The organism is Massilia sp. 05N420 (assembly GCF_056397205.1).
This window is the reverse complement of sequence record NZ_JBFTMX010000013.1, coordinates 13,574-37,075: the sequence shown is the minus strand read 5'-3', so window position 1 is coordinate 37,075 and position 23,502 is coordinate 13,574. Positions and strand designations below refer to the sequence as shown.

The 23,502-nt window shown below is 67.2% G+C and carries 23 protein-coding genes; 12 read left to right on the top strand and 11 right to left on the bottom strand.

The annotated features are described in order from the left end of the window. Nucleotides 1-55: 55 nt before the first annotated feature. The 4 genes from AC1DIX_RS09835 to AC1DIX_RS09820 form a co-directional block, all read right to left on the bottom strand. Entirely contained in the window at nt 56-1,228 is a 1,173-nt protein-coding gene (locus AC1DIX_RS09835; RefSeq protein ID WP_477323934.1) for an ABC transporter substrate-binding protein, read from the bottom strand. Nucleotides 1,229-1,284: 56 nt separating this feature from the next. Then, nucleotides 1,285-3,198 (bottom strand): feruloyl-CoA synthase, encoded by a 1,914-nt coding sequence (locus tag AC1DIX_RS09830; RefSeq protein ID WP_477323932.1) that lies wholly within the window; start codon nt 3,196-3,198, stop codon nt 1,285-1,287. Between the two features lie 10 nt (nt 3,199-3,208). Then, nucleotides 3,209-4,654 carry an aldehyde dehydrogenase gene (locus AC1DIX_RS09825; RefSeq protein ID WP_477323930.1) on the bottom strand — a complete coding sequence of 482 codons (1,446 nt, stop codon included), beginning with the start codon at nt 4,652-4,654 and terminating at the stop codon, nt 3,209-3,211. A gap of 62 nt (nt 4,655-4,716) precedes the next feature. Then, nucleotides 4,717-5,550 carry a p-hydroxycinnamoyl CoA hydratase/lyase gene (locus tag AC1DIX_RS09820; RefSeq protein ID WP_441933719.1) on the bottom strand — a complete coding sequence of 278 codons (834 nt, stop codon included), beginning with the start codon at nt 5,548-5,550 and terminating at the stop codon, nt 4,717-4,719. A gap of 96 nt (nt 5,551-5,646) precedes the next feature. Here AC1DIX_RS09820 and AC1DIX_RS09815 point away from each other — a divergent pair, with 96 nt between their 5' ends. After that, complete coding sequence (locus AC1DIX_RS09815; RefSeq protein WP_441933896.1) at nt 5,647-6,108, top strand: MarR family winged helix-turn-helix transcriptional regulator; 462 nt, start codon at nt 5,647-5,649, stop codon at nt 6,106-6,108. A 25-nt stretch (nt 6,109-6,133) separates the two neighbouring features. Here AC1DIX_RS09815 and AC1DIX_RS09810 read toward each other — a convergent pair whose 3' ends face one another. After that, a complete protein-coding gene (locus tag AC1DIX_RS09810) occupies nt 6,134-7,312 on the bottom strand; it encodes an ABC transporter substrate-binding protein (RefSeq protein WP_477323928.1) in 1,179 nt (392 codons plus the stop codon). A 142-nt stretch (nt 7,313-7,454) separates the two neighbouring features. Between AC1DIX_RS09810 and AC1DIX_RS09805 the strand changes: the two genes are divergently transcribed. Then, entirely contained in the window at nt 7,455-8,543 is a 1,089-nt protein-coding gene (locus AC1DIX_RS09805; protein WP_441933715.1) for a porin, read from the top strand. Here the strand turns inward: AC1DIX_RS09805 and AC1DIX_RS09800 are convergent, their stop codons facing one another. Beyond that, the gene (locus tag AC1DIX_RS09800; protein ID WP_477323925.1) at nt 8,544-9,401 is read right to left on the bottom strand and encodes an IclR family transcriptional regulator domain-containing protein; all 858 of its coding nucleotides are present in this window, start codon (nt 9,399-9,401) and stop codon (nt 8,544-8,546) included. It abuts the gene before it with no gap. A 196-nt stretch (nt 9,402-9,597) separates the two neighbouring features. Here AC1DIX_RS09800 and AC1DIX_RS09795 point away from each other — a divergent pair, with 196 nt between their 5' ends. The 8 genes from AC1DIX_RS09795 to AC1DIX_RS09760 all read left to right on the top strand — a co-directional run bounded on the left by AC1DIX_RS09795 (nt 9,598) and on the right by AC1DIX_RS09760 (nt 16,812). Beyond that, a complete protein-coding gene (locus AC1DIX_RS09795) occupies nt 9,598-10,263 on the top strand; it encodes a 3-oxoacid CoA-transferase subunit A (protein WP_441933711.1) in 666 nt (221 codons plus the stop codon). A 2-nt stretch (nt 10,264-10,265) separates the two neighbouring features. Then, complete coding sequence (locus tag AC1DIX_RS09790) at nt 10,266-10,907, top strand: CoA transferase subunit B (RefSeq protein WP_477324064.1); 642 nt, start codon at nt 10,266-10,268, stop codon at nt 10,905-10,907. A gap of 11 nt (nt 10,908-10,918) precedes the next feature. Continuing rightward, nucleotides 10,919-12,121 (top strand): 3-oxoadipyl-CoA thiolase, encoded by a 1,203-nt coding sequence (gene pcaF / locus AC1DIX_RS09785; RefSeq protein WP_477323923.1) that lies wholly within the window; start codon nt 10,919-10,921, stop codon nt 12,119-12,121. A gap of 70 nt (nt 12,122-12,191) precedes the next feature. Further along, complete coding sequence (locus AC1DIX_RS09780) at nt 12,192-13,058, top strand: branched-chain amino acid ABC transporter permease (protein ID WP_441933707.1); 867 nt, start codon at nt 12,192-12,194, stop codon at nt 13,056-13,058. Beyond that, the gene (locus AC1DIX_RS09775; RefSeq protein WP_477323921.1) at nt 13,055-14,125 is read left to right on the top strand and encodes a branched-chain amino acid ABC transporter permease; all 1,071 of its coding nucleotides are present in this window, start codon (nt 13,055-13,057) and stop codon (nt 14,123-14,125) included. The genes AC1DIX_RS09780 and AC1DIX_RS09775 overlap by 4 nt, the downstream gene beginning before the upstream one ends. A 5-nt stretch (nt 14,126-14,130) precedes the next feature. Beyond that, nucleotides 14,131-14,892 carry an ABC transporter ATP-binding protein gene (locus AC1DIX_RS09770; protein ID WP_477323919.1) on the top strand — a complete coding sequence of 254 codons (762 nt, stop codon included), beginning with the start codon at nt 14,131-14,133 and terminating at the stop codon, nt 14,890-14,892. Next, nucleotides 14,885-15,586 carry an ABC transporter ATP-binding protein gene (locus AC1DIX_RS09765; RefSeq protein ID WP_477250412.1) on the top strand — a complete coding sequence of 234 codons (702 nt, stop codon included), beginning with the start codon at nt 14,885-14,887 and terminating at the stop codon, nt 15,584-15,586. The genes AC1DIX_RS09770 and AC1DIX_RS09765 overlap by 8 nt, the downstream gene beginning before the upstream one ends. A gap of 50 nt (nt 15,587-15,636) precedes the next feature. After that, nucleotides 15,637-16,812, top strand: a complete 1,176-nt coding sequence (locus tag AC1DIX_RS09760) for an ABC transporter substrate-binding protein (RefSeq protein ID WP_477324062.1) — start codon at nt 15,637-15,639, stop codon at nt 16,810-16,812. Nucleotides 16,813-16,860: 48 nt separating this feature from the next. On the opposite strand, the gene AC1DIX_RS09755 is transcribed toward AC1DIX_RS09760, so the two are convergent. Continuing rightward, nucleotides 16,861-17,373 carry a MarR family winged helix-turn-helix transcriptional regulator gene (locus tag AC1DIX_RS09755; RefSeq protein WP_477323917.1) on the bottom strand — a complete coding sequence of 171 codons (513 nt, stop codon included), beginning with the start codon at nt 17,371-17,373 and terminating at the stop codon, nt 16,861-16,863. A gap of 128 nt (nt 17,374-17,501) precedes the next feature. Here AC1DIX_RS09755 and AC1DIX_RS09750 point away from each other — a divergent pair, with 128 nt between their 5' ends. Continuing rightward, entirely contained in the window at nt 17,502-18,557 is a 1,056-nt protein-coding gene (locus AC1DIX_RS09750; RefSeq protein WP_477323915.1) for an aromatic ring-hydroxylating dioxygenase subunit alpha, read from the top strand. Next, nucleotides 18,554-19,510 (top strand): PDR/VanB family oxidoreductase, encoded by a 957-nt coding sequence (locus AC1DIX_RS09745; protein WP_477323913.1) that lies wholly within the window; start codon nt 18,554-18,556, stop codon nt 19,508-19,510. Before AC1DIX_RS09750 ends, AC1DIX_RS09745 begins: the two co-directional genes overlap by 4 nt. A 39-nt stretch (nt 19,511-19,549) precedes the next feature. Here the strand turns inward: AC1DIX_RS09745 and pcaCD are convergent, their stop codons facing one another. Genes pcaCD through pcaH form a run of 4 tightly spaced genes read right to left on the bottom strand, consistent with a single transcriptional unit; the run spans nt 19,550 to nt 23,490 of the window. Then, nucleotides 19,550-20,812, bottom strand: a complete 1,263-nt coding sequence (pcaCD, locus tag AC1DIX_RS09740; protein ID WP_477323911.1) for a bifunctional 4-carboxymuconolactone decarboxylase/3-oxoadipate enol-lactonase PcaCD — start codon at nt 20,810-20,812, stop codon at nt 19,550-19,552. Between the two features lie 9 nt (nt 20,813-20,821). Continuing rightward, the gene (pcaB, locus tag AC1DIX_RS09735) at nt 20,822-22,216 is read right to left on the bottom strand and encodes a 3-carboxy-cis,cis-muconate cycloisomerase (protein WP_477323909.1); all 1,395 of its coding nucleotides are present in this window, start codon (nt 22,214-22,216) and stop codon (nt 20,822-20,824) included. Between the two features lie 36 nt (nt 22,217-22,252). Beyond that, nucleotides 22,253-22,786, bottom strand: coding sequence for a peptidase associated/transthyretin-like domain-containing protein (locus AC1DIX_RS09730; RefSeq protein WP_477323907.1), 534 nt, complete (start codon nt 22,784-22,786; stop codon nt 22,253-22,255). A gap of 11 nt (nt 22,787-22,797) precedes the next feature. Continuing rightward, the gene (pcaH, locus tag AC1DIX_RS09725) at nt 22,798-23,490 is read right to left on the bottom strand and encodes a protocatechuate 3,4-dioxygenase subunit beta (RefSeq protein ID WP_477323905.1); all 693 of its coding nucleotides are present in this window, start codon (nt 23,488-23,490) and stop codon (nt 22,798-22,800) included. Nucleotides 23,491-23,502: the final 12 nt, after the last annotated feature.

Sequence of the window (23,502 nt, the reverse complement as noted above, 5' to 3'; positions counted from 1 at the left end):
CCCGCGCGGCCCTGGTGAAGGCCGCGGGGATTACTGCGATAGCGGGAGGTGCTGCTTAGTCGGGCATGACGTCCTTGAGGACGCCGATCGGTTCGTTGACCAGTTTGCCGTTGACCTTCTTGACTTCGCGGATGTACATGTTCTGCACGATGTCGCGGGTTTTCGGATCGATGCTGATCGGTCCGCGCGGGCTGTTCCACTTCATGCCGGACAGGGTCTTGACGGCGGCATCGCCCGTCACCTTTCCGTTCAGCCTGCGAATGGTCTCGTAGATCATGCCCATGGTGTCATACGCGGCCACCGTGACGAAGGTCGGCGCCGGGCGGTTCGGGTTGGCCGCTGCATAGGCCTTCAGGAAGGACTTGTTGGCCTCGTTGTCGAGCGCCGTCGAGTAGTTCAGCACCGTCACCGCGCCCAGCGCGCGGTCGCCCAGCGCTTCCAGGGTCGGACTGTCGCTGGTCATGTCGCCCACGCCCAGAAACTTGATGCCGGCCTTGTCCAGGCCCTTGTCGCTATAGGCCTTCAGCATGCCGACGCCGTCCTCGACGCCGGGGGCGAAGAAGAACACGGCATCCGGCTTCTGGTCCTTGATGCGCTGGACGAAGGGCGAGTAGTCCGGATTCGCCAGCGGCACCCGCGCCGAGCCGACGATCTTGCCGCCGCCTTCGGTGAAGCCCTTGGTGAAGCGGGCCTCGGCGTCGACGCCGGTGCTGTAATCGCTCACCAGCGAATACACCTTGCCGATCTTGTTCTTCGCGGTCCAGTCGCCGAAGGGTTCGGTCATCTGCTGCATCGTCATCGAGGTGCGCAGCATATAGGGCGACTTGGCCGTGATGCCGGTGGTGACGGCGTTCATGACGATCATCGGCACCTTGCCCTGGGTGGCGACCGGCGCCACCGCCAGCGCGCTCGGGGTCAGCGAAAAGCCGATCAGGAAGCTGACCTTCTCGCGGCCGATCAGCTCCTGGGCGGCGCGCTTCGAGAGTTCGACGTTGCTGCCGCCGTCGTCGCGGTAGAGGATCTCGATCTTCTTGCCGGCCACCTTGTCGCCGTACTGCTGCATATAGGTCTTGATGCCGTCCTCGAAGGGCTTGCCGATCTGGACGAAGGGGCCGGTCAGGGCCGCGATCACGCCGATCTTGATGGTGTCGCCTTCCTGGGCGTAGGCGGACGTGCCGGCGAAGGGTAGAAAGGCCAGTCCGATGCATGCCAGTGTCTTCAGTTTCATGCTGTCTCCTCGTTGTATGAGTGTTGCCTGTTGTTGTAAGTCTTGTGCTGTACACCTTATTCCGCGACGATGGTCTGCTCCTCGCTGCCGTCGTACATCGCCTCCACCAGGGCGGCGCGGCGCTGCAGGACGGCGGCCTGGTTGATCGAACCCTTGTCGGTCTGCTCGCGGTGGTCGATCGAGGGCGGTTCGGCCAGCAGCAGCAGGCGGTCGACCCGTTTCGACGAACCGCTGGCGTCGCGATTCAGCTCGCGCAGCAGTTTCTGGAAGAAGCCGCGCACCGGCGCACTCGCCAGCACCTCGGCCGCCGATGCGTCCGCCCCGAGGCCGGACAGTTCGCGGCAGTGCTCCAGGCGCGGGAACACCATCAGGCCGATGACGGGGCGGTTCAGGCCCGTCACCACCGCGTCCTGCACATAGGGCGCGCCCATGCTGACCACGCGGGCCCGCAGCGGCCCGACGCTCACGAAGGTGCCGGTGCTGAGCTTGAAGTCTTCGGCGATGCGGCCGTCGAACATGAAGCCGAGTTCCGGCCGGTTCTCGTCGAAGAAGCGCAGGGCGTCGCCGGTGCAGTAGTAGCCGTCGTCGTCGAAGGCCTCGGCCGTCAGGTGGGGCGCGCGCCAGTAGCCCGGCGTCACGTGCGGGCCGTGGAAGCGCGCTTCCAGCTTGTCGCCGACGGGGACCAGCTTGACCTTGCAGCCCGGCGCCGGCACGCCGACATAGCCGGCGCGCACGATCGGCCCGGTGCCGAAGGTGCAGGAGGGCGAGGTTTCGGTCATGCCCAGGCCGGTCATGATGCGGATCGATTCGCCGCAGCAGGCGATCGCCACCTTGTCGAGGCGCTCCCATGCCGCTTGCGACAGGCCGGCGCCGGCGCAGAAGAACAGCTTCACGCGCGAGAAGAAATTGGCGGCCAGCTCGGCATCGGTTTCCAGCGCCTCGGTCAGCATCTCCCAGCCGGCCGGGATGTTGAAATAGACGGTCGGCGCGATCTCGCGCAAGTTGCGGAGGGTGACGCCGAAGTCGCGCGGGGTCGGGCGGGCATCGTCGATGTAGAGCGTGCCGCCGTTGTACAGCACGATGCCGACGTTGTGGCTGCCGCCGAAGGTGTGGTTCCAGGGCAGCCAGTCGAGCAGCACCGGCGGCTCCTTGCCGAAGAAGGGGAAGGTCTGCAGCAGCATCTGCTGGTTACTGGTCAGCATGCCGTGGGTCGTGATCACGGCCTTCGGCTTCTTGGTCGAGCCGGAGGTGAACAGGAACTTGGCGATGGTGCCGGGGCCAACTTCCTCGTTGCGGGCGTCGACGGTGGTCGGTACCGTCTCCAGCAGCGCGGAGAAGCGGGTGGCGGCGTGGCCCGGCACCTCGCCGTCGCACAGGATCAGTTCCGCGTCGGCCGGCATCACGGCCTGGATGGCGCGCGCGAAGGCCGTGCCGTTGCAGGCGAAGATGGCGCCCGGCGTCAGCTGGGCGATCAGGTCTGCCAGCTTGGCCGGGTCGGTGGCGACCAGCGAATAGGCCGGCGACAGCGGCGCATACGGAATCCCGGCATACATCGCGCCGAGCGCCAGCTGGAAGTGCTCGAGGTCGTTGCCGGACAGGATGGCCAGCGGGCGTTCCGCCGACAAGCCGCGGTCGAGCAGGGCCTGGCCGATGCGGCGCACGCGCTGCAGCACCTCGGCATAGGACAGGCGGATCCATTCGCCGTCCGCGCCGCGGCGCGCCACCAGGGTGCGCTCGGGATGCCGGCGCGCGCCCTCGACCAGGCGGTCGGTGAAGCGTGGCGGGAAGTCCTCCAGCGGCGTGATCGCATCGACGTGCCAGATGCCGTCCACCTGGTAAGCGCCGATCTCGGGGTTGCCGAGTTCGATCTCGCGCCGCTTCGCAGCGCCCGTTTGTCGGCCCAACTCGCGGCCCAATTCGCGGTCCAATTCGCTGCCGCCGCCATTGAAGCCATTCGTCGATCGGGTCATGGCAGCTCGCTCAGATCGGGTAGTGGCGGTGGCCGGTCTGCACCGTGATCCAGCGCAGGTCGGTGAACTCGGCGATCGCCGCCTTGCCGCCGAAGCGCCCGTAGCCGCTGCCTTTCACGCCGCCGAAGGGCATCTGGGCTTCGTCGTGCACGGTCGGGCCGTTGATGTGGCAGATGCCCGATTCAATGCGCTGGGCCACCGCCATCGCGCGGCCGATGTCGCGCGAGAATACGCTCGACGACAGGCCATATTCGCTGTCGTTGGCCAGGCGGATCGCTTCCTCGTCGCTGTCGAAGCGCAGCACCGAGACGATCGGGCCGAAGGATTCTTCCTGGTAGACCAGCATCTCGGGCGTGACGCCGTCGACGATGGCCGGCTGCATGATGTTGCCGTCCACGCCGGGAGCAAGCTGGGTGACCCTGGCGCCGCGTGCGCGCGCATCCTGCAGCATGGCGTCCACGCGCACCGCGGCGCTTGGGTCGATCATGCCGGCCAGCGGGGCGTCGCTGCGGGCCGCCTTCAGGCCCGCGGTCTTGGCGGCCAGCTTTTCGACGAACCGGTCGGCCACCTTGCGGTCGACCAGGATGCGGTCGGCCGACATGCAGATCTGGCCCTGGTTGAAGAAGGCGGAGAAGGCGGCCGCCTCGACTGCTTCGTCGAGGTCGGCGTCGTCCAGCACCACCACCGGGTTCTTGCCGCCCAGTTCCAGCAGCACCGGCTTGAGGTGCTTGGCGGCCTGCTGGGCGATGATGCGGCCGACCTTGGTCGAACCGGTAAAGTTCACGCGGCGCACGGCCGGATGGGCGATCAGGCGCTCGACCACCTGGGGCGCATCCTGGGGCGCATTGCTGATGACGTTGACGACGCCCGGCGGGAAACCGGCGTCGGTGAAGACCTGGCCGATCAGGCGGTGCAGGGCGGGGCAGAGCTCCGACGACTTCAGCACCACCGTGTTGCCGCAGGCGAGGGGCATCGCCAGCGCGCGCGTGCCGAGGATGATCGGCGCGTTCCACGGCGCGATGCCGACCACCACGCCGCAGGCCTGGCGCACGCCCATCGCCAGCGAGCCGGGGACGTCGGAGGGAATGACTTCGCCGCCGATTTGGGTCGTCATCGAAGCCGCTTCGCGCAGCATGTTGGCGGCCAGGGTCACGTTGAACTGGTACCACATCGGCGCGCCGCCGGCCTCAAGCACGGCGGTCTCGACGAAGCGGCCACGCAGCGCCTCCATGGCGTCGGCGGCCTTCAGCAGCAGGGCGCGGCGGGCGCCGGGTGCCATCGCCGACCAGGCCGGGAAGGCCGCGCGCGCGGCCTCGACGGCGGCGTCGGCGTCTTCCAGGGTGGCGGCGGCGGCGCGGGTCGCGACTTCGCCGGTGGCGGGGTCATGGCGCTCGAAAGTGGCGCCGTTGGACGCGGCGCGGGCTTCGCCGCCGCACAGCAGATCTGCGTTGAACATATGAGGTCTCCTCATTGTGACTGGATGAAAATTATTATTATTGTTGTTGTGCTGATTCTCGCTCAGCTGCGCTTATAAGTCTGCAGGCCCGGCTTGATCGTCTTATCGTCCAGGAACTGCTTGAGGCCTTCCTTGCGGCCTTTTTCCGGGTCGCGGTAGTTCGACTGGTCGGTCTTGGCGTACAGGTAGTCCTCGTTCTGGTCCCAGCTCAGTTCGCGGCAGCGCTTGAAGCCGATCTTCGCGTAGCGCAGCACCACCGGGTTCTTTTCCAGCAGCTTGCCGGCCAGTTCGATCACGGCTTCGCGCAGCTGTTCCTTCGGCACGCTCTTGTTGATCAGGCCCATCGCGGCCGCTTCCTTGCCGGTGAAGGTGTCGCCGGTCATGATGTAGTGGAGGGCCTGGCGGTGGCCCATGGTGTCGGCCACGGCCTTGCTGACCAGGTTGCCCGGCGGGATGCCCCAGTTGACTTCGGACAGGCCGAACACGGCGTCGTCGGCGGCGATCGCCAGGTCGCAGGCCACCAGCGGCGAGAAGGCGCCGCCGAAGCACCAGCCGTTGACCATCGCGATGGTCGCCTTGCTGTACATGCGCAGCAGTTTCCACTGCCACTGCGAGCAATCGCGGCGCATGCGCTCCTGCATGATTTCCGGCTTGCCGTCGGTCTCGCGGAAGTATTCCTTGAGGTCCATGCCGGCGGTCCAGGCTTCGCCGGCGCCGGTCAGCACGATCACCTGGGCGTCGTCGTCCAGCTCCAGCGTCTCGAGCACGTCGATCATCTCGCGGTTCAGGGTCGGGCTCATGGCGTTGCGCTTTTCCGGGCGGTTCAGGGTGATCCAGCCGATCCCGTTGTCGACGTCGACCTTGACGGTCTGCCAGCGCGCTTCGTATTTGGACATACAATGTCTCCTCAGTGGTTTGTTTAGTATCAGGCTACCTGATATGTGCCTTATACTATACGCAGCTCTTTTCCCTGACAAGCATCTTTTATGGCAATCGAAAAAAAATCTTCGCCAGCGGCCACGCCGGCAAAACCGACCGGGCTGGCCTACCTGGCCGGACGCCTCGACCACGTCCTCAACCAGCGCCTGCGCGAAAGCCTGGCGCCGTACGGCCTGTCGGTGCCGCAGTACACCGCGCTGTCGGTGTTCCGCGCGTACGGCTCGCTGTCCAACGCCCAGCTGGCGACGCGCACCATGATCTCGCCGCAGTCGGCCAACGAGATGGTCAAGCAGATGGAAGGGAAGGGCTGGATCGAGCGCAGGCCGGACCCGGCCCATGGACGCATCATCCAGATCAGCCTGACGGCGTCCGGCGAAGAGGTCCTGCGCGACTGCGACGCGCTGGTGGTGGAAGTGGAAAACATCATGACCGCCGGCCTCGGGAAGGAAGAACGCGCGCAGCTGCAGGCGCAGCTGCGCGCGGCGGTGCACGCGCTCAGCGTGCAGGGGCTTTAATTCGTTCGCCGCCCCGTGTGGCGGTTCACTTGCCCGGATCCTTCTGGTTCGGGAATTTGTCGAACTCGATGTTGTACGGCTGGCCGTTCAGCTTCTCGACCTTGCGCACGTAGACGTTCTGCACGATGTCGCGGGTGGCCGGGTCGATCGCGATCGGGCCGCGCGGGCTCTCGAACTTCATCCCCTTCAGCACCGCCATGGCCTTGTCGCCATCGATCTTCCCGCCCAGCTTCTGGCTGACCTCGTAGATCGCATGCATGCCGTCATAGGCGCCCACCGCCATGAAATTGGGGCGGCCGCCGTTCGGATTGGCCTGCGCGAAGCTCTTCAGGAAGGCATCGTTCTCGGGCGACTTGTGGGCCGCCGAGTAGTGGAAGGTGGTGATCACGCCCAGGGTGGCGTCGCCGATCGCCGGCAGCACGTGGTCGTCGGTCAGGTCGCCGGTGGCGATCACCTTGATGCCAGCTTCCGCCAGGCCGCGCTCGCGGTAGCCCTTCATGAAGGCGATGCTCTGTTCGCCGGCCGGCACGAACACGAACACCGCGTCCGGCCTGGCGTCCTTGATGCGCTGGATGAAGGGCGCGAACTCCGGATTCTTCAGCGGCACGCGGATCGCCTCGACCACCTTGCCGCCATTTTTCTGCAGGCGCTCGCTGAAGGCCTTCTCGGCATCGATGCCGGGGCCGTAGTCGGCCACCACGGTGGCGACGTTCTTGATGCCGTTCTTCACCGCCCAGTCGCCCATCGGCGCCGAGATCTGCGGCAAGGTCATCGAGAAGCGCGCGATGTAATCCGACTTGGTGGTGATGACGGACGTGGCCGCGTTCATGACGATCATCGGCTTCTTCGCCTGCTGGGCGATCGGCGCCACCGCCAGCGCTTCCGGCGTCAGGCCGAAGCCGGCCAGGAAATCGACCTTGTCGCGGACCACCAGTTCCTGCGCCAGGCGCTTCGCGATTTCAGGCGAGGGGCCGGTGGTGTCCTTGTAGATCACCTGGATCTTCTTGCCGGCGACCGTGTCGCCATGCTGGGCCATCCAGGCCTTGATGCCGCCTTCCATCTGTTTGCCGTAGTCGGCGAAGGGCCCGGAAAAGGCGGCGATCACGCCCACCTTGATGGTGTCCTGGGCTTGCGCGGGCAGGGCACCCAGGGTGCTCATGGCGGCCAGCGTGGCGATTGCGGTTGCGAGGGTCCTGCGCTTCATGCATGTCTCCTTTGGGTAGTGTTGTCTTGTTGCACGTATCTTGTTGACATTATCAGGCTACCGAACATAGTATTTATTTAGCGTTCGATAAGCAACAACTTGTTCGATAATCGAACGCAGATAATTAATCCTAGGAGACACAATGAAGAACACGATCTGCAGCGCAGTGGCGCTGACCTGCGGCCTCGCCGCTTCCGCCGCCGGCGCACAGACCAATGTCACGATCTACGGTATCGTCGACAGCGGCGTGGCGTACATGACCAACGTAAACGCCGCCGGCGACAACATGTTCAAGATGCCTTCGCTGACCAGCTCCTTCCCGTCGCGTATCGGCTTCCGTGGCACCGAAGACCTCGGCAACGGCTTGCAGGCCTTCTTCGTACTGGAAAACGGCCTGGCGATGGACACCGGCACCCAGCAGCAGGGCGGACGCCTGTTCGGCCGCCAGGCCAACGTCGGCCTGAAGGGATCGTGGGGCGCCATCACGCTGGGCCGCCAGCTGAACATGACCTATATCTCGCAGCTCAAGTCCGACGTGCTGGGACCGCACCTGTTCGCGGTCGGCAGCATCGACGCCTACCTGCCGAATGCGCGCAGCGACAATGCGATCGGCTACATGGGCAACTTCAACGGTTTCGTGGTGGGCGCCACCTGGAGCTTCGGGCGCGATGCCTCCGCCGCCGGCGGACCGGCCGCCACCAACTGCGCGGGCGAGGTCGCRGGCAATTCGAGGGCCTGCCGCCAGTACACGACCCTGGTGGGCTACGAGGTCAAGGACTGGGGCGTGAATTCTTCCTACGACCGCATGTACGGCAATACCGGCGCCGCCGGCGGCCTGACCAGCAGCGACAACACCGATGTCCGCACCACCCTCAACGGCTACGTGATGCTGGGCGCGACCAAGATCGGCGCCGGCCTGATCGACCGCGACACCCACGCCGCCACCGGCCACACCGAGTCCGACCTCTATTACATCGGCCTCAGCCACCCGATCGGCGCCTACGTCATCGACGCCCAGGTCGCCCGCCGCGACACCAAGAACTCCAGCTCGGACGTCAACATGCTGGTGGCGCGCCTGACCTACAACCTCTCCAAGCGCACCGCCTGGTACGCCTCGATCGGACGCATGGCCAACAAGGGCACGTCCGCAGTGGCGCTGGATGCCGGCGGCACCGTGGGCGCCGGCCTGGGGCAGAACGGTGTCATGACCGGCCTGCGCCATACTTTCTAATCAGGGCAGGAGCACCGACAGCTCCTGCGCGCCGCGCAGGAGCACCGGCAGGAACTCCTGCTTCATCCGTTCCACGGTGACGCGCGCGGCCTGGGCGCCGACGTTGAGGGCCGCCAGCACCTGGCCCGAGGCGCCGCGCACCGGCACCGCGATCGAGCGCAGCCCCAGTTCGAGCTCCTCGTCGATCAGCGCGTAACCGTCCTGGCGCACGCCGGCCAGCAGCTCGCGCAGGCGCTTCTGGTTCACCACCGTGTGCTCGGTCATCGGGCGCAGCTTGACGCGCGCGAAGTAGGCGTCCAGCTCGTCCGGCCGCAGGTAGGCCAGCATCACCCGTCCCAGCGAGGTGCAGTAGGCCGGCAGGCGGCTGCCGGTGTTGAGCGCCACCGACATCACGCGCGAGGCCGCCGAGCGCGCCACGTACAGCACTTCGCCATCCTCGAGCACCGCCAGCGAACTCGATTCGCCCAGCTCGCGGGTGATGTTGTTCAGGTAGGGCTGGCTGGAGACCGTGAGCGGCGTCGACGACAGGTAGGAGTAGCCGAGCGTGAGCACCTTGGGGCGCAGCGAGAAGTTGTTCAGCTCCGCGTCCACGTAACCCAGCTGCTGCAGGGTGTACAGGCAGCGGCGCACGGCGGCGCGCGGGATCCCGGTCTTCTGGCTGATCTGGGCGATGGTCTGGGGCTTGCGCGAGTCGCTGAAGGCGCGCACCACCGCCAGGCCGCGCGCCAGCGAGGTCATGAAGCTGGGGTCGGTCAGGGCGTCGATCTGCTCGGCAATGGTGGGCTCGCGCTCTTCCGGCGCTGCGGCGGGTTCTGCCGGTTCGGCGGGCTGCGTGGTCTTGGTGGTCGTTTTTGTCATGGCGGCGATTGTAAAACAGGGGCGGGTGGGTTTTCGCGTCCGGTTGGTGTTTTTTCTTGACCTTCCGGCCGGCCAGCCGATACACTTGGTTGGACGGTAATCGATCATGTGTGCGATTATCGAACAACGGAGCTGGGATTTCAAGTACACGATTTCAAGTGCGTCGGCAGATCCGGCGCACGGACAAGGTGGAAACATGATTGATAAAACATTCGAATCGCTGGAGAGGGCGGTCGCCGATATCCACGACGGCGCGACGGTGATGATCGGCGGCTTCGGCAACGCCGGCATGCCCTCCAGCCTGATCGACGCGCTGATCGCGCAGGGCGCGCGCGACCTCACGATCGTCAACAACAATGCCGGCAACGGCGAAACCGGGCTGGCGGCGCTGCTGAAAGCCAGGCGGGTACGCAAGATCATCTGCTCGTTCCCGCGCCAGGCCGACTCGCATCACTTCGACGCGCTGTACCGGGCCGGCGAGATCGAGCTCGAACTGACGCCCCAGGGCAACCTGGCCGAGCGCATCCGCGCGGCCGGCGCCGGCATCGGCGGCTTCTTCACCCCGACCGGCTACGGCACCCTGCTGGCGGAAGGCAAGGAGACCCGCGTCATCGACGGCCGCAACTATGTGCTGGAGTCGCCCATCCACGCCGACTTCGCGCTGATCAAGGCGCTGCGCGGCGACCGCTGGGGCAACCTGGTGTACCGCAAGACCGCGCGCAACTTCGGCCCCGTCATGGCGATGGCGGCCAAGACCACCATCGCCCAGGTGAGCGAGATCGTCGAACTCGGCGAACTCGATCCGGAAGTCATCGTCACGCCGGGCATCTTCGTCCAGCGCGTGGTGAAGGAGGCAGCATGAGCATGAACCGTTATACCCGCGACCAGATCGCCGCGCGCGTGGCCCAGGACATCCACGAGGGTGCCTACGTCAACCTCGGCATCGGCCTGCCGACCAAGGTCGCCAACTACCTGCCGGCCGACCGCGAAGTGCTGCTGCACAGCGAGAACGGCGTGCTCGGCATGGGTCCGGCCCCGGCGCCCGGCGAGGAAGACGAAGACCTGATCAACGCCGGCAAGCAGCCGGTGACCCTGCTGACCGGTGGCGCCTACTTCCACCATGCGGACTCGTTCGCGATGATGCGCGGCGGCCACCTCGACATCTGCGTGCTGGGCGCCTTCCAGGTATCGGAGAAGGGCGACCTGGCCAACTGGCATACCGGCGCGCCGGACGCGATCCCGGCGGTGGGCGGGGCGATGGACCTGGCGATCGGCGCCAAGCAGGTCTTCGTCATGATGGACCACCAGACCAAGACCGGCGAAAGCAAGATCGTGCGCAACTGCAGCTATCCGCTGACCGGCGTGGCCTGCGTCAACCGCATCTATACCGACCTCGCCGTGCTCGACGTCACCCCGCAGGGCCTGGCCGTGCGTGAGATGGCACCCGGCCTGACTTTCGAGGAACTGCAGGCCGTCACCGAGGCCCCGCTCGTACAACCCAAGTAATGAGGAACACCATGGAAGATGCATTCATTGTCGATGCGATCCGCACCCCGATCGGCCGCTACGGCGGCGCGCTGAAGGACGTGCGCGCCGACGACCTCGGCGCCATCCCGCTGCGCGAACTCGTGAAGCGCAATCCCGGCGTGGAATGGGCCCAGGTAGACGACGTGATCTTCGGCTGCGCCAACCAGGCCGGCGAGGACAACCGCAACGTGGCCCGCATGTCGGCGCTGCTGGCCGGCCTGCCCCCGGAGGTGCCCGGCACCACCGTGAACCGCCTGTGCGGCTCCGGAATGGATGCGGTGGGCATCGCCGCGCGCGCCATCCGCGCCGGCGAAGCGCGCCTGATGATCGCCGGCGGCGTCGAATCGATGACCCGCGCGCCCTTCGTCATGGGCAAGGCCGACAGCGCCTTCTCGCGCAACGCCCAGATCTACGACACCACCATCGGCTGGCGCTTCCCGAACAAGCTGATGAAGCAGCTGTACGGCACCGATTCGATGCCGGAGACGGCCGAGAACGTGGCGGTCGACTACAAGGTGTCGCGCGAAGACCAGGACCGCTTCGCCCTGGCCAGCCAGCAGAAGGTGGCGCGCGCCCAGCGCGAAGGCCTGTTCGACGAAGAGATCGTGCCGGTGACGATCCCGCAGAAGAAAGGCGACCCGGTGGTCTTCGCCCGCGACGAGCATCCGCGCGAGACCAGCCTGGAAGCCCTGGCCAAGCTGAAGGGCGTGGTGCATGCCGAGGGCAGCGTCACCGCCGGCAATGCCTCGGGCGTGAACGACGGCGCCTGCGCGCTGCTGCTGGCGAATGCCGACGCGGTCAAGCAATTCGGCCTGACCCCGCGCGCCCGCATCGTCGGCATGGCCACCGCCGGCGTGGCGCCGCGCGTGATGGGCATGGGCCCGGCACCGGCGTCGAAGAAGCTGCTGGAGCGCCTCGGCATGACGATCGACCAGATCGATATCATCGAACTGAACGAAGCCTTCGCCTCGCAGGCGCTGGCGGTGCTGCGTGAACTGGGCGTGCGCGACGACGACCCGCGCGTGAACCCCTACGGCGGCGGAATCGCCCTCGGCCACCCGCTCGGCATGAGCGGCGCGCGCCTGGTGACCACCGCGCTCTACCAGTTGCAGCGCACCGGCGGCCGCTATGCGCTGTGCACCATGTGCATCGGCGTGGGGCAGGGTATCGCGATGGTGATCGAACGGGTATAAACGAGTATCAAAAAGAAGAGTAGCTGGAGACAAGCATGAACAAGCGATACGAGACAGACGGGAGGCAGCCATGATCGGGAATATGATCGGCGTGCTGTTCGACGGGATAGCCTATGGCAGCCTGTTGTTCCTGATTAGCGTCGGCCTTTCGGTGACGATGGGCATGATGAACTTCATTAACCTGGCCCACGGGGCCTTCGCCATGATCGGCGGCTATGTCTGCGTGACCTTGCTGTCCCGGCTCGGGCTGCCCTTCCTGGCGACCCTGCCGCTGGCCTTCCTGGCCGCCGCCATCGTCGGCCTGGTGCTGGAGCGGACCCTGTACCGCCGCCTGTACAAGGCCAGCCACCTCGACCAGGTGCTGTTCTCGATCGGCCTGACCTTCATGGCGGTGGCCGGCGCCACCTGGCTGTTCGGCCCGACCCAGCAGCCGGTCAACCTGCCGGACTGGCTGCGCGGCCAGGTCCACGTGCTGGGCCTCGACCTCGGCGTCTACCGCCTGTTCCTGATCGGCGTGGTGGTGCTGGTGACCACCGCGCTGGTGCTGCTGATCGAGCGCACCCGTTTCGGCGCCCAGATCCGCGCCTCGGTCGACAACCAGACCGCCGCGGCGGGCCTGGGCATCAACGTCAGCCGCGTGTTCAGCCTGACCTTCGCCCTCGGTTCGGGCCTGGCCGGCCTTGGCGGCGGCCTGGGCATCGACGTGCTGGGCCTCGACCCGAGCTTCCCGGTCAAGTACATGGTCTACTTCCTGCTGGTGGTGGCCGTCGGCGGCGCCGGTTCGATCAAGGGCCCGCTGATCGCCGCCCTGATCCTCGGCGTGTTCGACGTCGCCGGCAAGTACTACGTGCCGGAAGTCGGTGCCTTCGTCATCTACACGCTGATGGTGGTGCTGCTGATCCTCTTCCCCTTCGGCCTCGTCAGGAGGAAAGCATGAGCGCACCCATCGACACCAAGCTGGCGTCTTCCGCCAAGCCGGCCGCCCCGGCATCGCCGGCCGCCCCGGCATCGCCGGCCGCCGCACCGATCCAGGCGCGCCTGCCCAACGACCGCTGGAAGCCGCTCGAGATCGCGTTCTGGCTGCTGCCGGTGGCGTCCTGGTTCCTGTTCCCGAACCACCTGGTGCTGGTCAGCCAGATCATGATCGTCGGCCTGTTCGCGCTCTCGCTCGACCTGGTGCTGGGCTATGCGGGCATGGTCTCGCTCGGCCATGCGGCCTTCTTCGGCCTCGGCGCCTACACCGCCGGCCTGCTGTCGGTGCACGGCTGGGGCGAACCGGTGTCCGGCCTGTTCGCCGCCGCCGTGGTGGCCGGCGTGGCCGGCTTCATCGTCAGCTTCCTGGTGGTGCGCGGCCAGGACCTGGCGCGCCTGATGGTCACCCTCGGCATCGGCCTGATGCTGTTCGAGGCCGCCAACAAGGCGGCCTTCATCACCGGCGGCGTCGACGGCCTGTCCGGCATGGTCGTGAAGCCGCTGTTCGGCAGCTTCGAGTTCGACCTCTACGGCAAGACCGCCTTCTGGTACAGCCTGGGCGTGCTGTTCTTGCTGTTCGTGCTGCTGCGCCGGATCGTCAACTCGCCCTTCGGCCTGTCGCTGCGCGGCATCCGCGAAGGCGGCCGCCGCATGCCGGCGATCGGCGCCAACGTCGAGCGCCGCCTGAAGGTCGCCTTCACCGTCGGCGCCGCGATCGCCGGCGTGGCCGGGGCGCTGCTGGCCCAGACCACTCAGTTCGTCGGCCTCGACTCGCTCGGCTTCCCGCGTTCGGCCGAACTGCTGATCATGCTGGTGCTGGGCGGTACCGGCCGCCTGTACGGCGCGCTGGTGGGAGCGGCCGTGTTCATGGTCGCGCAGGACTACATCTCCGGCCTGGATCCCGCCTACTGGCAGTTCTATATCGGCCTGCTGCTGGTGCTGATCGTGCTGTTCGCACGCGGCGGCATCCTGGGCGGCCTGGAAAAGCTGGCCCAGCGTTTCAAGCCGGGCGCGCGCAAGGAGCAAGCATGAGAGACATGAGCAATAACGACCGCACCCTGCGCACCGAAGCGCTGTCCAAGCAATGGGGCGCCTTCAAGGCGAATACCGACGTCTCGCTGACCTTCGCGCCGGGAGCGCGCCACGCGCTGATCGGSCCGAACGGTGCCGGCAAGACCACCTTCATCAACCTGCTGACCGGCGCCCTGCTGCCGACCGCCGGCCGCGTGTGGCTGGGCGGGCACGACATCACGACCCTGCCGCAGCACGAGCGCGTCAAGCTGGGCATGACCCGCACCTTCCAGATCAATACCCTGTTCGCCGGCATGACCGTGCTGGAATCGGTGGCGCTGGCGATCTGCGAGCGCCGCGGCCTGCAGAAGGTCTGGTGGAAGACGGTCGAGAAGCATGCCGACGTGGTCGAGGAGGCGATGGCCCTGCTGGCCACGCTGAAGCTGACCGACGAAGCCAACAGTATTACCAGCAGCATGGCCTACGGCAAGCAGCGCCTGGTCGAGATCGCGCTGGCGCTGGCGACCAAGCCGGCAATCCTGCTGCTGGACGAACCGGCGGCCGGCATCCCGCAGGCCGAGAGCCGCGAGCTGTTCGAGGTGATCGCCCAGCTGCCGCGCGACGTCACCATCCTGTTCATCGAACACGATATGGGGCTGGTGTTCCGCTTCGCCGAGCGCATCACGGTGCTGGTGGGCGGCAGCGTGCTGACCGAAGGCACACCGGCGGAAATCGCGGCCGACCCGCGCGTCAAGGAAGTCTATCTGGGGGAGGCCGAACATGCCTGAACTGCTTGCATTCGACCGGGTGAGCGCCGGCTACGGCGAATCCATCGTGCTGGAAGACGTCTCGTTCTCGATGGAGGAGGGCGCCAGCCTGGCCCTGCTGGGCCGCAACGGCGTGGGCAAGACCAGCCTGCTGGTCACGCTGATGGGCCTGACCCGCATGCACAAGGGCGCGGTGCGCTGGGCCGGCAAGGACCTGGCGCGCATGCCGACCCACCAGCGTTCGCGCTCCGGCCTCGGCTGGGTGCCGCAGGAGCGCCATATGTTCCCGTCGCTGACGGTGGAGGAACACCTGACGGTGGTAGAACGTCCGGGTCCCTGGAACCTGCAGCGCGTCTACGAGATCTTCCCGCGCCTGCGCGAGCGCCGCGCGAATATGGGCAACCAGCTGTCGGGCGGCGAGCAGCAGATGGTGGCGATCGCGCGCGCGCTGATGACCAACCCGCGCATCCTGCTGCTCGACGAGCCGATGGAAGGCCTGGCGCCGATCATCGTGCAGGAACTGGTGCGCGTGATCCGGCGCCTGATCGCCGACGAAGGCATGTCGGTGATCGTGGTCGAGCAGCATGCGCGCCTGGCGCTGTCGCTGACCGAGCGCGCCATGGTGCTGGACCGCGGCCGCATCGTCCACGAATCCGACAGCGCCAGCCTGCTGGCCGATGGCGACAAGCTCGACCGCCTGGTGGCCGTCGCTTAGGTACAGAAAACAATCAAACAATATAAACAGGAGATAAACCGATGAATCGAATGAACCCCACCCGCCGCACCATCGTCCTCGGCGCCGCCATGCTGGCCGCCGGCCTGTCCGCAGGCAGCGTCCACGCCGCCGAGCCGCTGAAGGTCGGCCTGATCGTGCCGATGTCGGGTCCCTTCGCCTCCACCGGCCGCCAGGTCGACGCCGCCGTCAAGCTGTTCATGCAGCAGAACGGCGACACCGTGGCCGGCCGCAAGATCGAAGTCATCCTGAAGGACGACGGCGGCGTCTCGCCCGACGTCACCAAGCGCCTGGCCCAGGAACTGGTGGCGCGCGACAAGGTGCAGGTGCTGGCCGGCTTCGGCCTGACCCCGCTGGCCTTCGCCGCGGCGCCGATCGCGACCCAGGCCAAGGTGCCGATGATCGTCATGAACGCCGCCACCTCGGTGATCCCGCAGCGCTCGCCCTACATCGTGCGCACCGGCTTCACCCTGCCGCAGGTGACCGCGCCGCTGGCCCAGTGGGCGGCCAAGAACAAGATCAAGTCGGTGGTGACCTTCGTGGCCGACTACGGCCCCGGCATCGACGCCGAGAAGGTCTTCGTCAAGGACTTCACCCAGGCCGGCGGCAAGGTCCTCGCCTCGCTGCGCGCGCCGCTGCGCAACCCGGACTACGCGCCCTTCCTGGCGCGCGTGAAGGACGCCAGGCCGGACGCCGTGTTCGTGTTCGTGCCGTCGGGCGAGGGCGCGGCCGTGCTGAAGCAGTTCACCGACCGCGGCCTGGCCGCCGCCGGCATCCGCCTGATCGCCACCGGCGACGTACTCGACGACGACCTGATGCCCTCGATCGGCAATGCCGCCCTGGGCGTGGTCAGCAGCCACCACTATTCGGCCGCCCATCCGTCGCCGGAAAACCAGGCCTTCGTCGCCGCCTTCACCAAGGCCAACAAGGACATGCGCCCGAACTTCCACGCGGTCGGCGCCTACGACGGCATGCAGTTGCTGTACGCGGCCCTGAAGAAAACCGGCGGCAACAGCGACGGCGCCAAGCTGCTGGAAGCGATGAAGGGCATGTCCTGGACCAGCGTGCGCGGCCCGGTCAGCATCGACCCGGCCACCCGCGACATCGTGCAGACCGTCTACATCCGCAAGGCCGAGCAGGTGAACGGCGGGGTGTACAACGTCGAGTTCGACAAGGTCGAGAAGTTCAAGGATCCGGGCGTGGACTAACCCCAGCCGTCATGCCGGGCAATGCCCGGTCTGACGCTTGCGAAAGCACTATCCTTCGTCCCCGCCTGTGCGGGGACGAAGGGTATTCAAGGGCGCCCGGCTCTGCTCATTATTCCCATTCACCAGCTTTTCCAGCAGCGCCATGAACTGCGCCTGCTCCGGCGGCGACAGCGGCGCCAGCAGGCGCTGGCGCAGGCGCAGGGCGCCGGCTTCCAGCGCATCCAGCAGGCGCGCGCCCTCGGGCGTGATGGTCAGCGCCCGCTGGCGCCGGTTGTGCGGGATCACCATGCGCTCCAGCAAGCCTTTCTCTTCGAGCCGGGCGCAGACCGTCGCCCCGGTCGAGGTGTCGATGGCGGCCAGTCCGGCCAGCGATACCTGGTCGATGCCCGGGTGTTCCGCCAGTCGGCTCAGGATCGCGTACTGCACCGGCGTCAGTTCGGACCCCAATTCGTCGTAAAAAATCGACACCGCGATCTGCTGGGCGCGCCGCAACAGGTGGCCCGGATGTTCGTAGAGGTCGAGCGGTGCGGCGTCAATGGCGCGTGCGGTATTGGTCGGCATGTTTCCCGTCAGTATTGGTGCGGCGCACCATCAAAATATTCGTCATCGTAGTTTACTTCGTCGTCCAAACGCGTGATACTTTTCTCACATTCAGTGTACTGAATATTGCCAACAAATAGGAGACAAAGATGTTCCCGAAAAACGCCTGGTACGTGGCCTGCACCCCGGATGAAATCGATGGCAAGCCGCTTGGCCGCCAGATCTGCGGCGAGAAAATCGTGTTTTATCGCGGCAAGGAAGGCAAGGTCGCCGCGGTCGAGGATTTCTGCCCGCACCGCGGCGCGCCGCTGTCGCTGGGCTTCGTCCGCGACGGCAACCTGGTGTGCGGCTACCACGGCCTGGAAATGGGCTGCGAAGGCAAGGCGATCAGCATGCCGGGCCAGCGCGTGCGCGGCTTCCCCTGCATCCGCAGCTACGCGGTCGAGGAACGCTACGGCTTCATCTGGGTCTGGCCGGGCGAGAAGGACAAGGCCGATCCCGCCACCATCCACCACCTGGAATGGGCCGACAATCCCGAATGGGCCTACGGCGGCGGCCTGTATCACATCAACTGCGATTACCGCCTGATGGTCGATAACCTGATGGACCTGACCCACGAGACCTATGTGCACGCGTCCAGCATCGGCCAGAAGGAAATCGACGAGGCGCCGGTGAACACCAAGGTCGAGGGCGAGCAGGTGGTGACCAGCCGCTTCATGGAGAACATCATCGCACCGCCGTTCTGGCAGGCGGCCCTGCGCGGCAACGGCCTGGCCGACGACGTGCCGGTCGACCGCTGGCAGATCTGCCGCTTCAGCGCGCCCAGCCACGTGATGATCGAGGTCGGTGTCGCGCACGCGGGCAAGGGCGGCTATCACGCCGACGCGGCGCACAAGGCATCCAGCATCGTGGTCGACTTCATCACCCCGGAAACCGAGACCTCCCACTGGTACTTCTGGGGCATGGCGCGCAACTTCAAGCCGCAGGACGAGGAGCTCACCCGCACCATCCGCGAAGGCCAGGGCAAGATCTTCGGCGAGGACCGCGAGATGCTGGAACTGCAGCAGCAGAACATCCTGCGCCATCCCGAGCGCAAGCTGCTGATGCTGAACATCGACGCCGGCGGCGTGCAGTCGCGCCGCATCATCGACCAGTGGCTGGCGCGCGAGCACGCCGTCCAGGCGGCAGGGGAGGCGGCGGCATGACGACCTTCGACGTGCGCGTGGAGCGCAAGGCCAGCGAGGCCGACGGCATCTGCAGCTACGAGCTGGTGCGCCTGGACGGCGCGCCGCTGCCGCCCTTCGAGGCTGGCGCCCACATCGACGTGCACCTGGGCGACAAGCTGGTGCGCCAGTACTCGCTGTGCAATCCGCCCGGCGAGACCCACCGCTACCAGATCGGCGTGCTGCGCGACGCCAATTCGCGCGGCGGCTCCCAGGCCATGCACGACCACATCGACACCGGCTCGAAGCTGACCATCAGCGCGCCGAAGAACCATTTCCCGCTGGTCGAGGCACGACGCACGCTGCTGTTCGCGGGCGGGATCGGCATCACGCCGATCCTGGCGATGGCCGAGGCCCTGGCCGTCAAGGGCGCCGCCTTCGAGATGCACTACAGCGCGCGCTCGCCGGAACGCGCCGCCTTCAGGGAGCGCCTCGCGGCATCCCACCTGGCGGGCCAGGTGCACTTCCACTACGACAGCGGCGACGACGCCCAGAAACTGGACCTGGCGGCGCTGCTGGCGAATCCGGATGCGGGCACCCACCTGTACGTGTGCGGCCCGCAGGGCTTCATCGACCACGTGCTGGGCGCTGCCCGCGGCCTCGGCTGGCCGCCGGCCCAGCTGCATGTCGAGTACTTCAGCGCGGCAGCGGTGGACACCGGCGGCGACCAGGCTTTCGAAGTGAAACTGGCCTCGAACGGCAGGATCGTGACGGTACCGGCCGGCACCACGGTGCTGAAGGCGTTGGAAGCCGAGGGCATCGAGATCGCGTATTCCTGCGAAGAGGGCGTGTGCGGCACCTGCCTGACACGGGTGCTGGAGGGCGTGCCGGAGCACCGCGACATGTACCTGACCGAGGAGGAGCAGGCGGCGAACGACCAGTTCACGCCTTGTTGTTCGCGGGCGAAGACACCTATGTTGGTGCTGGATTTGTAAAGCGCTTACCGGCATCCCCGCCTGCGCGGGGATGACGGATCAGAGCGTGCCGATGAACCCCGCAACCGCCTGATTGAACCCCTCCGGCTGCTCCACCGCACTCAAATGCGACGCCTCCTTGAGCACCGTGAGCGACGCCCCCGGAATCCCTTCCGCCAAAGCCTGCGCCATGGCCACCGGCGTACCCTGGTCCAGCTCACCGGCGATCACCAGCGCCGGCACGCCGATCTGGCCGAGGCGCGCGCTGGTGTCGACCTTGCCCACGGCGTCGCAGCAGCCGGCATAGCCCACCGCATCGGTCGTCACCAGGCGGCGGTGGAAGCGGGCCACCGTGCCGGCCTTCTGCGCGCGAAAAGCCTCGTGGAAGTAGCGCGCCATGACGGCGTCGGCGATCGCTTCGATGCCGCGTTCGCGCACGGTGACAATGCGCTGTTCCCAGACTTCGCGCGCGGCTTGCGGATAGCCGCTGGTGGTGTTCGCCAGCACCAGCGCGCGCACCAGGGAAGGGTGGCGCAGGGCCAGCTCCTGGCCCACCATGCCGCCCATCGACAGCCCGACCCAGACCACCGGACCGGTATCGAGTTCGCGCAGCAGGCGGGCGGCGTCGTCGGCCAGTTCGGCCATCGAGTACAGGCCGTCGATGGCGTCCGAGCTGCCGTGGCCGCGGTGGTCGTAGGCGATCACGCGGCAGTCCTGCGCGAGGACGTTGGCGAGGCCGTCCCACATGTCCAGGTCGCAGCCCAGCGCATGGCTCAGTACCACGGTGTGGCGCGGCGCCTTGCCGCTGCGTGGCTCGCGCACGCTGTAGTGGAGGGAGGGCGTGCTCGTGGTGCGGCCTTCGCGGCCGGTGCCGGAATGCGAGACCGCGCCGGGAGCGGATGGCTCCAGCACGTAGCCGATCTGGTCCGCCACTTCGCGCAGGATCGCGATTGCGTGCGTGAAGCCGGTATTGGCGGAGGGGACGCCGGCGTAGATGGCCGACTGCATCAGGATTTCCTTGATCTCCTCGGGCGTCAGGCGGCTGCCTGCCTCGCCCAGCAGGGCGGCGCGCACGTGCAGGTCGTATTCCTCCCAGCGGCCGAGCGCCACCGTGATCGACAGGACGATCGCGCGGCGGGTCTTGTGGTCCAGGCCGGGGCGGCCCCAGATCTCGTTCCAGGCGAAGCGCGTGATCAGGTTCTGGAATTCGGCATTGAAGCTGGTCGCGTTGTTCAGGGAACGGTCGACCCAGGCGTCGCCGAGGACATTGCGGCGGTTCTGCAGGCCGCGTTCGAAATCGTGGTCAAGCGGATCGAAACTCATCGGTGTGGCTCATTCATGAAATGGGTGGGTGGCTGCCAGCCTGTCCATGGACAGGCGCAGGCCGTGCAGCTGGGTTTCGGCCAGGCGGCGTGCCGGTTCGGCGGCTGCCACCGGATCGAACAGGCGCGCCAGCCGGGCGGCATCGACGTGGGCGGCCAACGCCGGATCGGCGGCGACGGCATCGCGTACCAGCTGGTCGAGACCCTGGGGGCCGGCGGCCGCGCGCCTGCTCAGGTCTTCGAGCAGCGCATGCGCCTTCGGCCGGCCGATGGCGCTGGCCAGGTAGCTCGATACCGCCTCGGCGAATACCAGGCCGTGCAGGGCGTGGATGTTGTGCAGCATGCGCTCGCGGTCGACCGCCAGGCCGGCAAAGGCTTCGTTGAGCGCGCCCAGGGCGCCGTGGACGGACAGGAAGATCTGCGGCCATTCGGCCAGTTCGGCCTGCCAGTTGCCGAGGCCCCGTTCGTGCTGCTGGTCCATGCAGGCCAGCAGGGCCGCTGCATGCTGGGGCGTGCGGCGCGCGGCCGCCAGCGCGATCATGGTGGACACCGGATTGCGCTTGTGCGGCATGGCCGAGGAGCCGCCGYGGCCATTCCCGGACGGCTCGGCCAGTTCGCCGACCTCGCCCTGGGCCATCAGGCCGAGGTCGGTGGCCAGCTTGCCCAGGCTGCCGCCCAGCACCGCCACTTCGAGGCCCAGGCGCACCCACTCGTCGCGCTGGGTGTGCCAGGCGGCGTCCGCCACCCGCAGGCGCAGGTCGGCGGCTACCCGCAGCGCCACCGCCGGGCCATGCTCGCCCATCACGGCCAGGGTGCCGACGGCGCCGCCCAGTTGCAGCTGGAGGCCGCGCGCGGCCGCCTCGCGCATCCGCTCGCGTGCGCGCACGAGCGGCGCCAGCCAGCCGGTGGCCTTGAAGCCCAGGCTGGTCACCTGGGCCGGCTGCATCAGCGTGCGCGCCAGCACCGGCGTGGACAGGTGGTCTTCGGCCAGCTTCAGCAGGTGGCCGGAGAGCTCGTGCAGGCCCTCGTCGAGCAGGCGCAGGGCGTCGCGCGTCACCAGCACCAGGCCGGTGTCGATCACATCCTGGCTGGTGCTGCCCCAGTGCACGTGGCGCGCCGCTTCCTCGTCGTACAGCGCCACGGTTTTCTGCAGCTCCTTCACCAGCGGGATCGCCAGGCTGCCGGCGCGGCGGCCGGCGCGGACCAGGGCCGGGATGTCGTAGAGTTGCGCCTTGCAGACGCTGCCGATGGCGCTGGCGGCGGCCTGCGGAATCAGGCCCTCCGCCGCCTGGGCGCGCGCCAGCGCGGCCTCGAAGTCGAGCATGGCCTGCACCACCGCCGCGTCGTCGAAGGCGGCTTCCATGTCGGGCGTGGTCAGAAAACTGTCGAAGATCGATACACTCACTGGCGCTCCCGTCGCTTGGCTTTCATGGCCGCATCATCATACATAATCGAAGAAGGCGGTTTCCTTCTCGCCCTGCATCCAGATGTCCCAGTGGTACTGGCCGTCGCCGGTCTTGCGGGCGAGGAGGGTGGCGCGGCGCGCTTCCGGCACCTGGCCCAGGATCGCGGAATTGGACAGGCCGGCGGCGTCCTCGAGGAAGATGGCGGTGAACTGGTGCTTGACCAGGCCGCGCGCGAACACGGTGATGTAGGCCAGCGGCTCGCCCGGCGCGGCATCCTCGGGCGCGGCGATGCGCATGCTGAACTCGCCGTCGGCGCCGCTCGGCACGCGGCGGAAGCCCGGGATCATGTGCGCGGCTTCGCGCGCCGCGGCATCCGGCGTCCAGGCCTCGATCTGGGCGTCGTTGATCGGGTTGCCGTCGCCGTCGTAGATGATGCCGCTGACCAGGACGGTGGGGCCGCTGGTTTTCAGGTTGGCGGGCGTGCAGGCGTCGGCGGCCCACTGCCAGGCTTCGTGGGAAAACGGGCCGACGGTCTGGGAAGTCGTGATTTTGCTCACGCTGTTGCTCATGTGGTTTCTCCTTACAGGCCCATAGGGGTAGAGTCGCGTCCGCGCAGGACGATATCGAATTCGTAGCCGAGCATCTCGGCGCCGACCGTGTGCTCGAGGCTGAAGCGCGAGATCAGGCGCTGGCGCGCGGCTTCGTCAGGAACGCTCTGGAAGATCGGGTCGTAGTCGAACAGCGGGTCGCTCGGGAAGTACATCTGGGTCACCAGGCGCTGCGCGTACACGTTCCCGAACAGCGAGAAGTGGATGTGGGCCGGACGCCAGGCCTTGTCGTGGTTGCCCCAGGGGTAGGGGCCGGGCTTGATGGTGACGAAGCGGTAGCGGCCGTCGTCGTCGGTCAGCATCTTGCCCAGGCCGTGGAAGTTCGGGTCCAGCGGCGCCGCGTGCTGGTCCTTGCTGTGCCAGTAGCGGCCGGCCGAATTGGCCTGCCAGACTTCGACCAGCGAGTTGCGCACCGGCTTGCCGTCCTCGTCGACCACGCGGCCGGTGACGACGATCTTCTCGCCCAGCGGCTCGCCCTGGCCGTGGGCGGTCAGGTCGGTGTCGTTCGGCAGCAGGATGTGGGGACCGGCGACGATGTTGCGCGTGACGGGCGTCGGGGCCTCGATGCGCAGGTTGGGCTGGAGCGGGCCGCGCTTGACGGTCGATTTATAGGCGGGATAGACGAGTTCCGGATAGACGCCCGGCTCGATGGCATCGAATTTCACAGCGAGTCTCCT

Excerpts from the sequence above, each read along its gene's own strand:
- AC1DIX_RS09830 (WP_477323932.1), bottom strand. The coding sequence starts at position 3,198 with ATGACCCGATCGACGAATGGCTTCAATGGCGGCGGCAGCGAATTGGAC.
- AC1DIX_RS09750 (WP_477323915.1), top strand. The coding sequence starts at position 17,502 with ATGTTCCCGAAAAACGCCTGGTACGTGGCCTGCACCCCGGATGAAATC.
- AC1DIX_RS09825 (WP_477323930.1), bottom strand. The coding sequence starts at position 4,654 with ATGTTCAACGCAGATCTGCTGTGCGGCGGCGAAGCCCGCGCCGCGTCC.
- AC1DIX_RS09730 (WP_477323907.1), bottom strand. The coding sequence starts at position 22,786 with ATGAGCAACAGCGTGAGCAAAATCACGACTTCCCAGACCGTCGGCCCG.
- AC1DIX_RS09775 (WP_477323921.1), top strand. The coding sequence starts at position 13,055 with ATGAGCGCACCCATCGACACCAAGCTGGCGTCTTCCGCCAAGCCGGCC.
- AC1DIX_RS09765 (WP_477250412.1), top strand. The coding sequence starts at position 14,885 with ATGCCTGAACTGCTTGCATTCGACCGGGTGAGCGCCGGCTACGGCGAA.
- AC1DIX_RS09810 (WP_477323928.1), bottom strand. The coding sequence starts at position 7,312 with ATGAAGCGCAGGACCCTCGCAACCGCAATCGCCACGCTGGCCGCCATG.
- AC1DIX_RS09780 (WP_441933707.1), top strand. The coding sequence starts at position 12,192 with ATGATCGGGAATATGATCGGCGTGCTGTTCGACGGGATAGCCTATGGC.
- AC1DIX_RS09760 (WP_477324062.1), top strand. The coding sequence starts at position 15,637 with ATGAACCCCACCCGCCGCACCATCGTCCTCGGCGCCGCCATGCTGGCC.
- AC1DIX_RS09795 (WP_441933711.1), top strand. The coding sequence starts at position 9,598 with ATGATTGATAAAACATTCGAATCGCTGGAGAGGGCGGTCGCCGATATC.
- AC1DIX_RS09745 (WP_477323913.1), top strand. The coding sequence starts at position 18,554 with ATGACGACCTTCGACGTGCGCGTGGAGCGCAAGGCCAGCGAGGCCGAC.
- pcaCD (WP_477323911.1), bottom strand. The coding sequence starts at position 20,812 with ATGAGTTTCGATCCGCTTGACCACGATTTCGAACGCGGCCTGCAGAAC.
- AC1DIX_RS09835 (WP_477323934.1), bottom strand. The coding sequence starts at position 1,228 with ATGAAACTGAAGACACTGGCATGCATCGGACTGGCCTTTCTACCCTTC.
- pcaF (WP_477323923.1), top strand. The coding sequence starts at position 10,919 with ATGGAAGATGCATTCATTGTCGATGCGATCCGCACCCCGATCGGCCGC.
- AC1DIX_RS09755 (WP_477323917.1), bottom strand. The coding sequence starts at position 17,373 with ATGCCGACCAATACCGCACGCGCCATTGACGCCGCACCGCTCGACCTC.
- AC1DIX_RS09800 (WP_477323925.1), bottom strand. The coding sequence starts at position 9,401 with ATGACAAAAACGACCACCAAGACCACGCAGCCCGCCGAACCGGCAGAA.
- AC1DIX_RS09820 (WP_441933719.1), bottom strand. The coding sequence starts at position 5,550 with ATGTCCAAATACGAAGCGCGCTGGCAGACCGTCAAGGTCGACGTCGAC.
- AC1DIX_RS09790 (WP_477324064.1), top strand. The coding sequence starts at position 10,266 with ATGAACCGTTATACCCGCGACCAGATCGCCGCGCGCGTGGCCCAGGAC.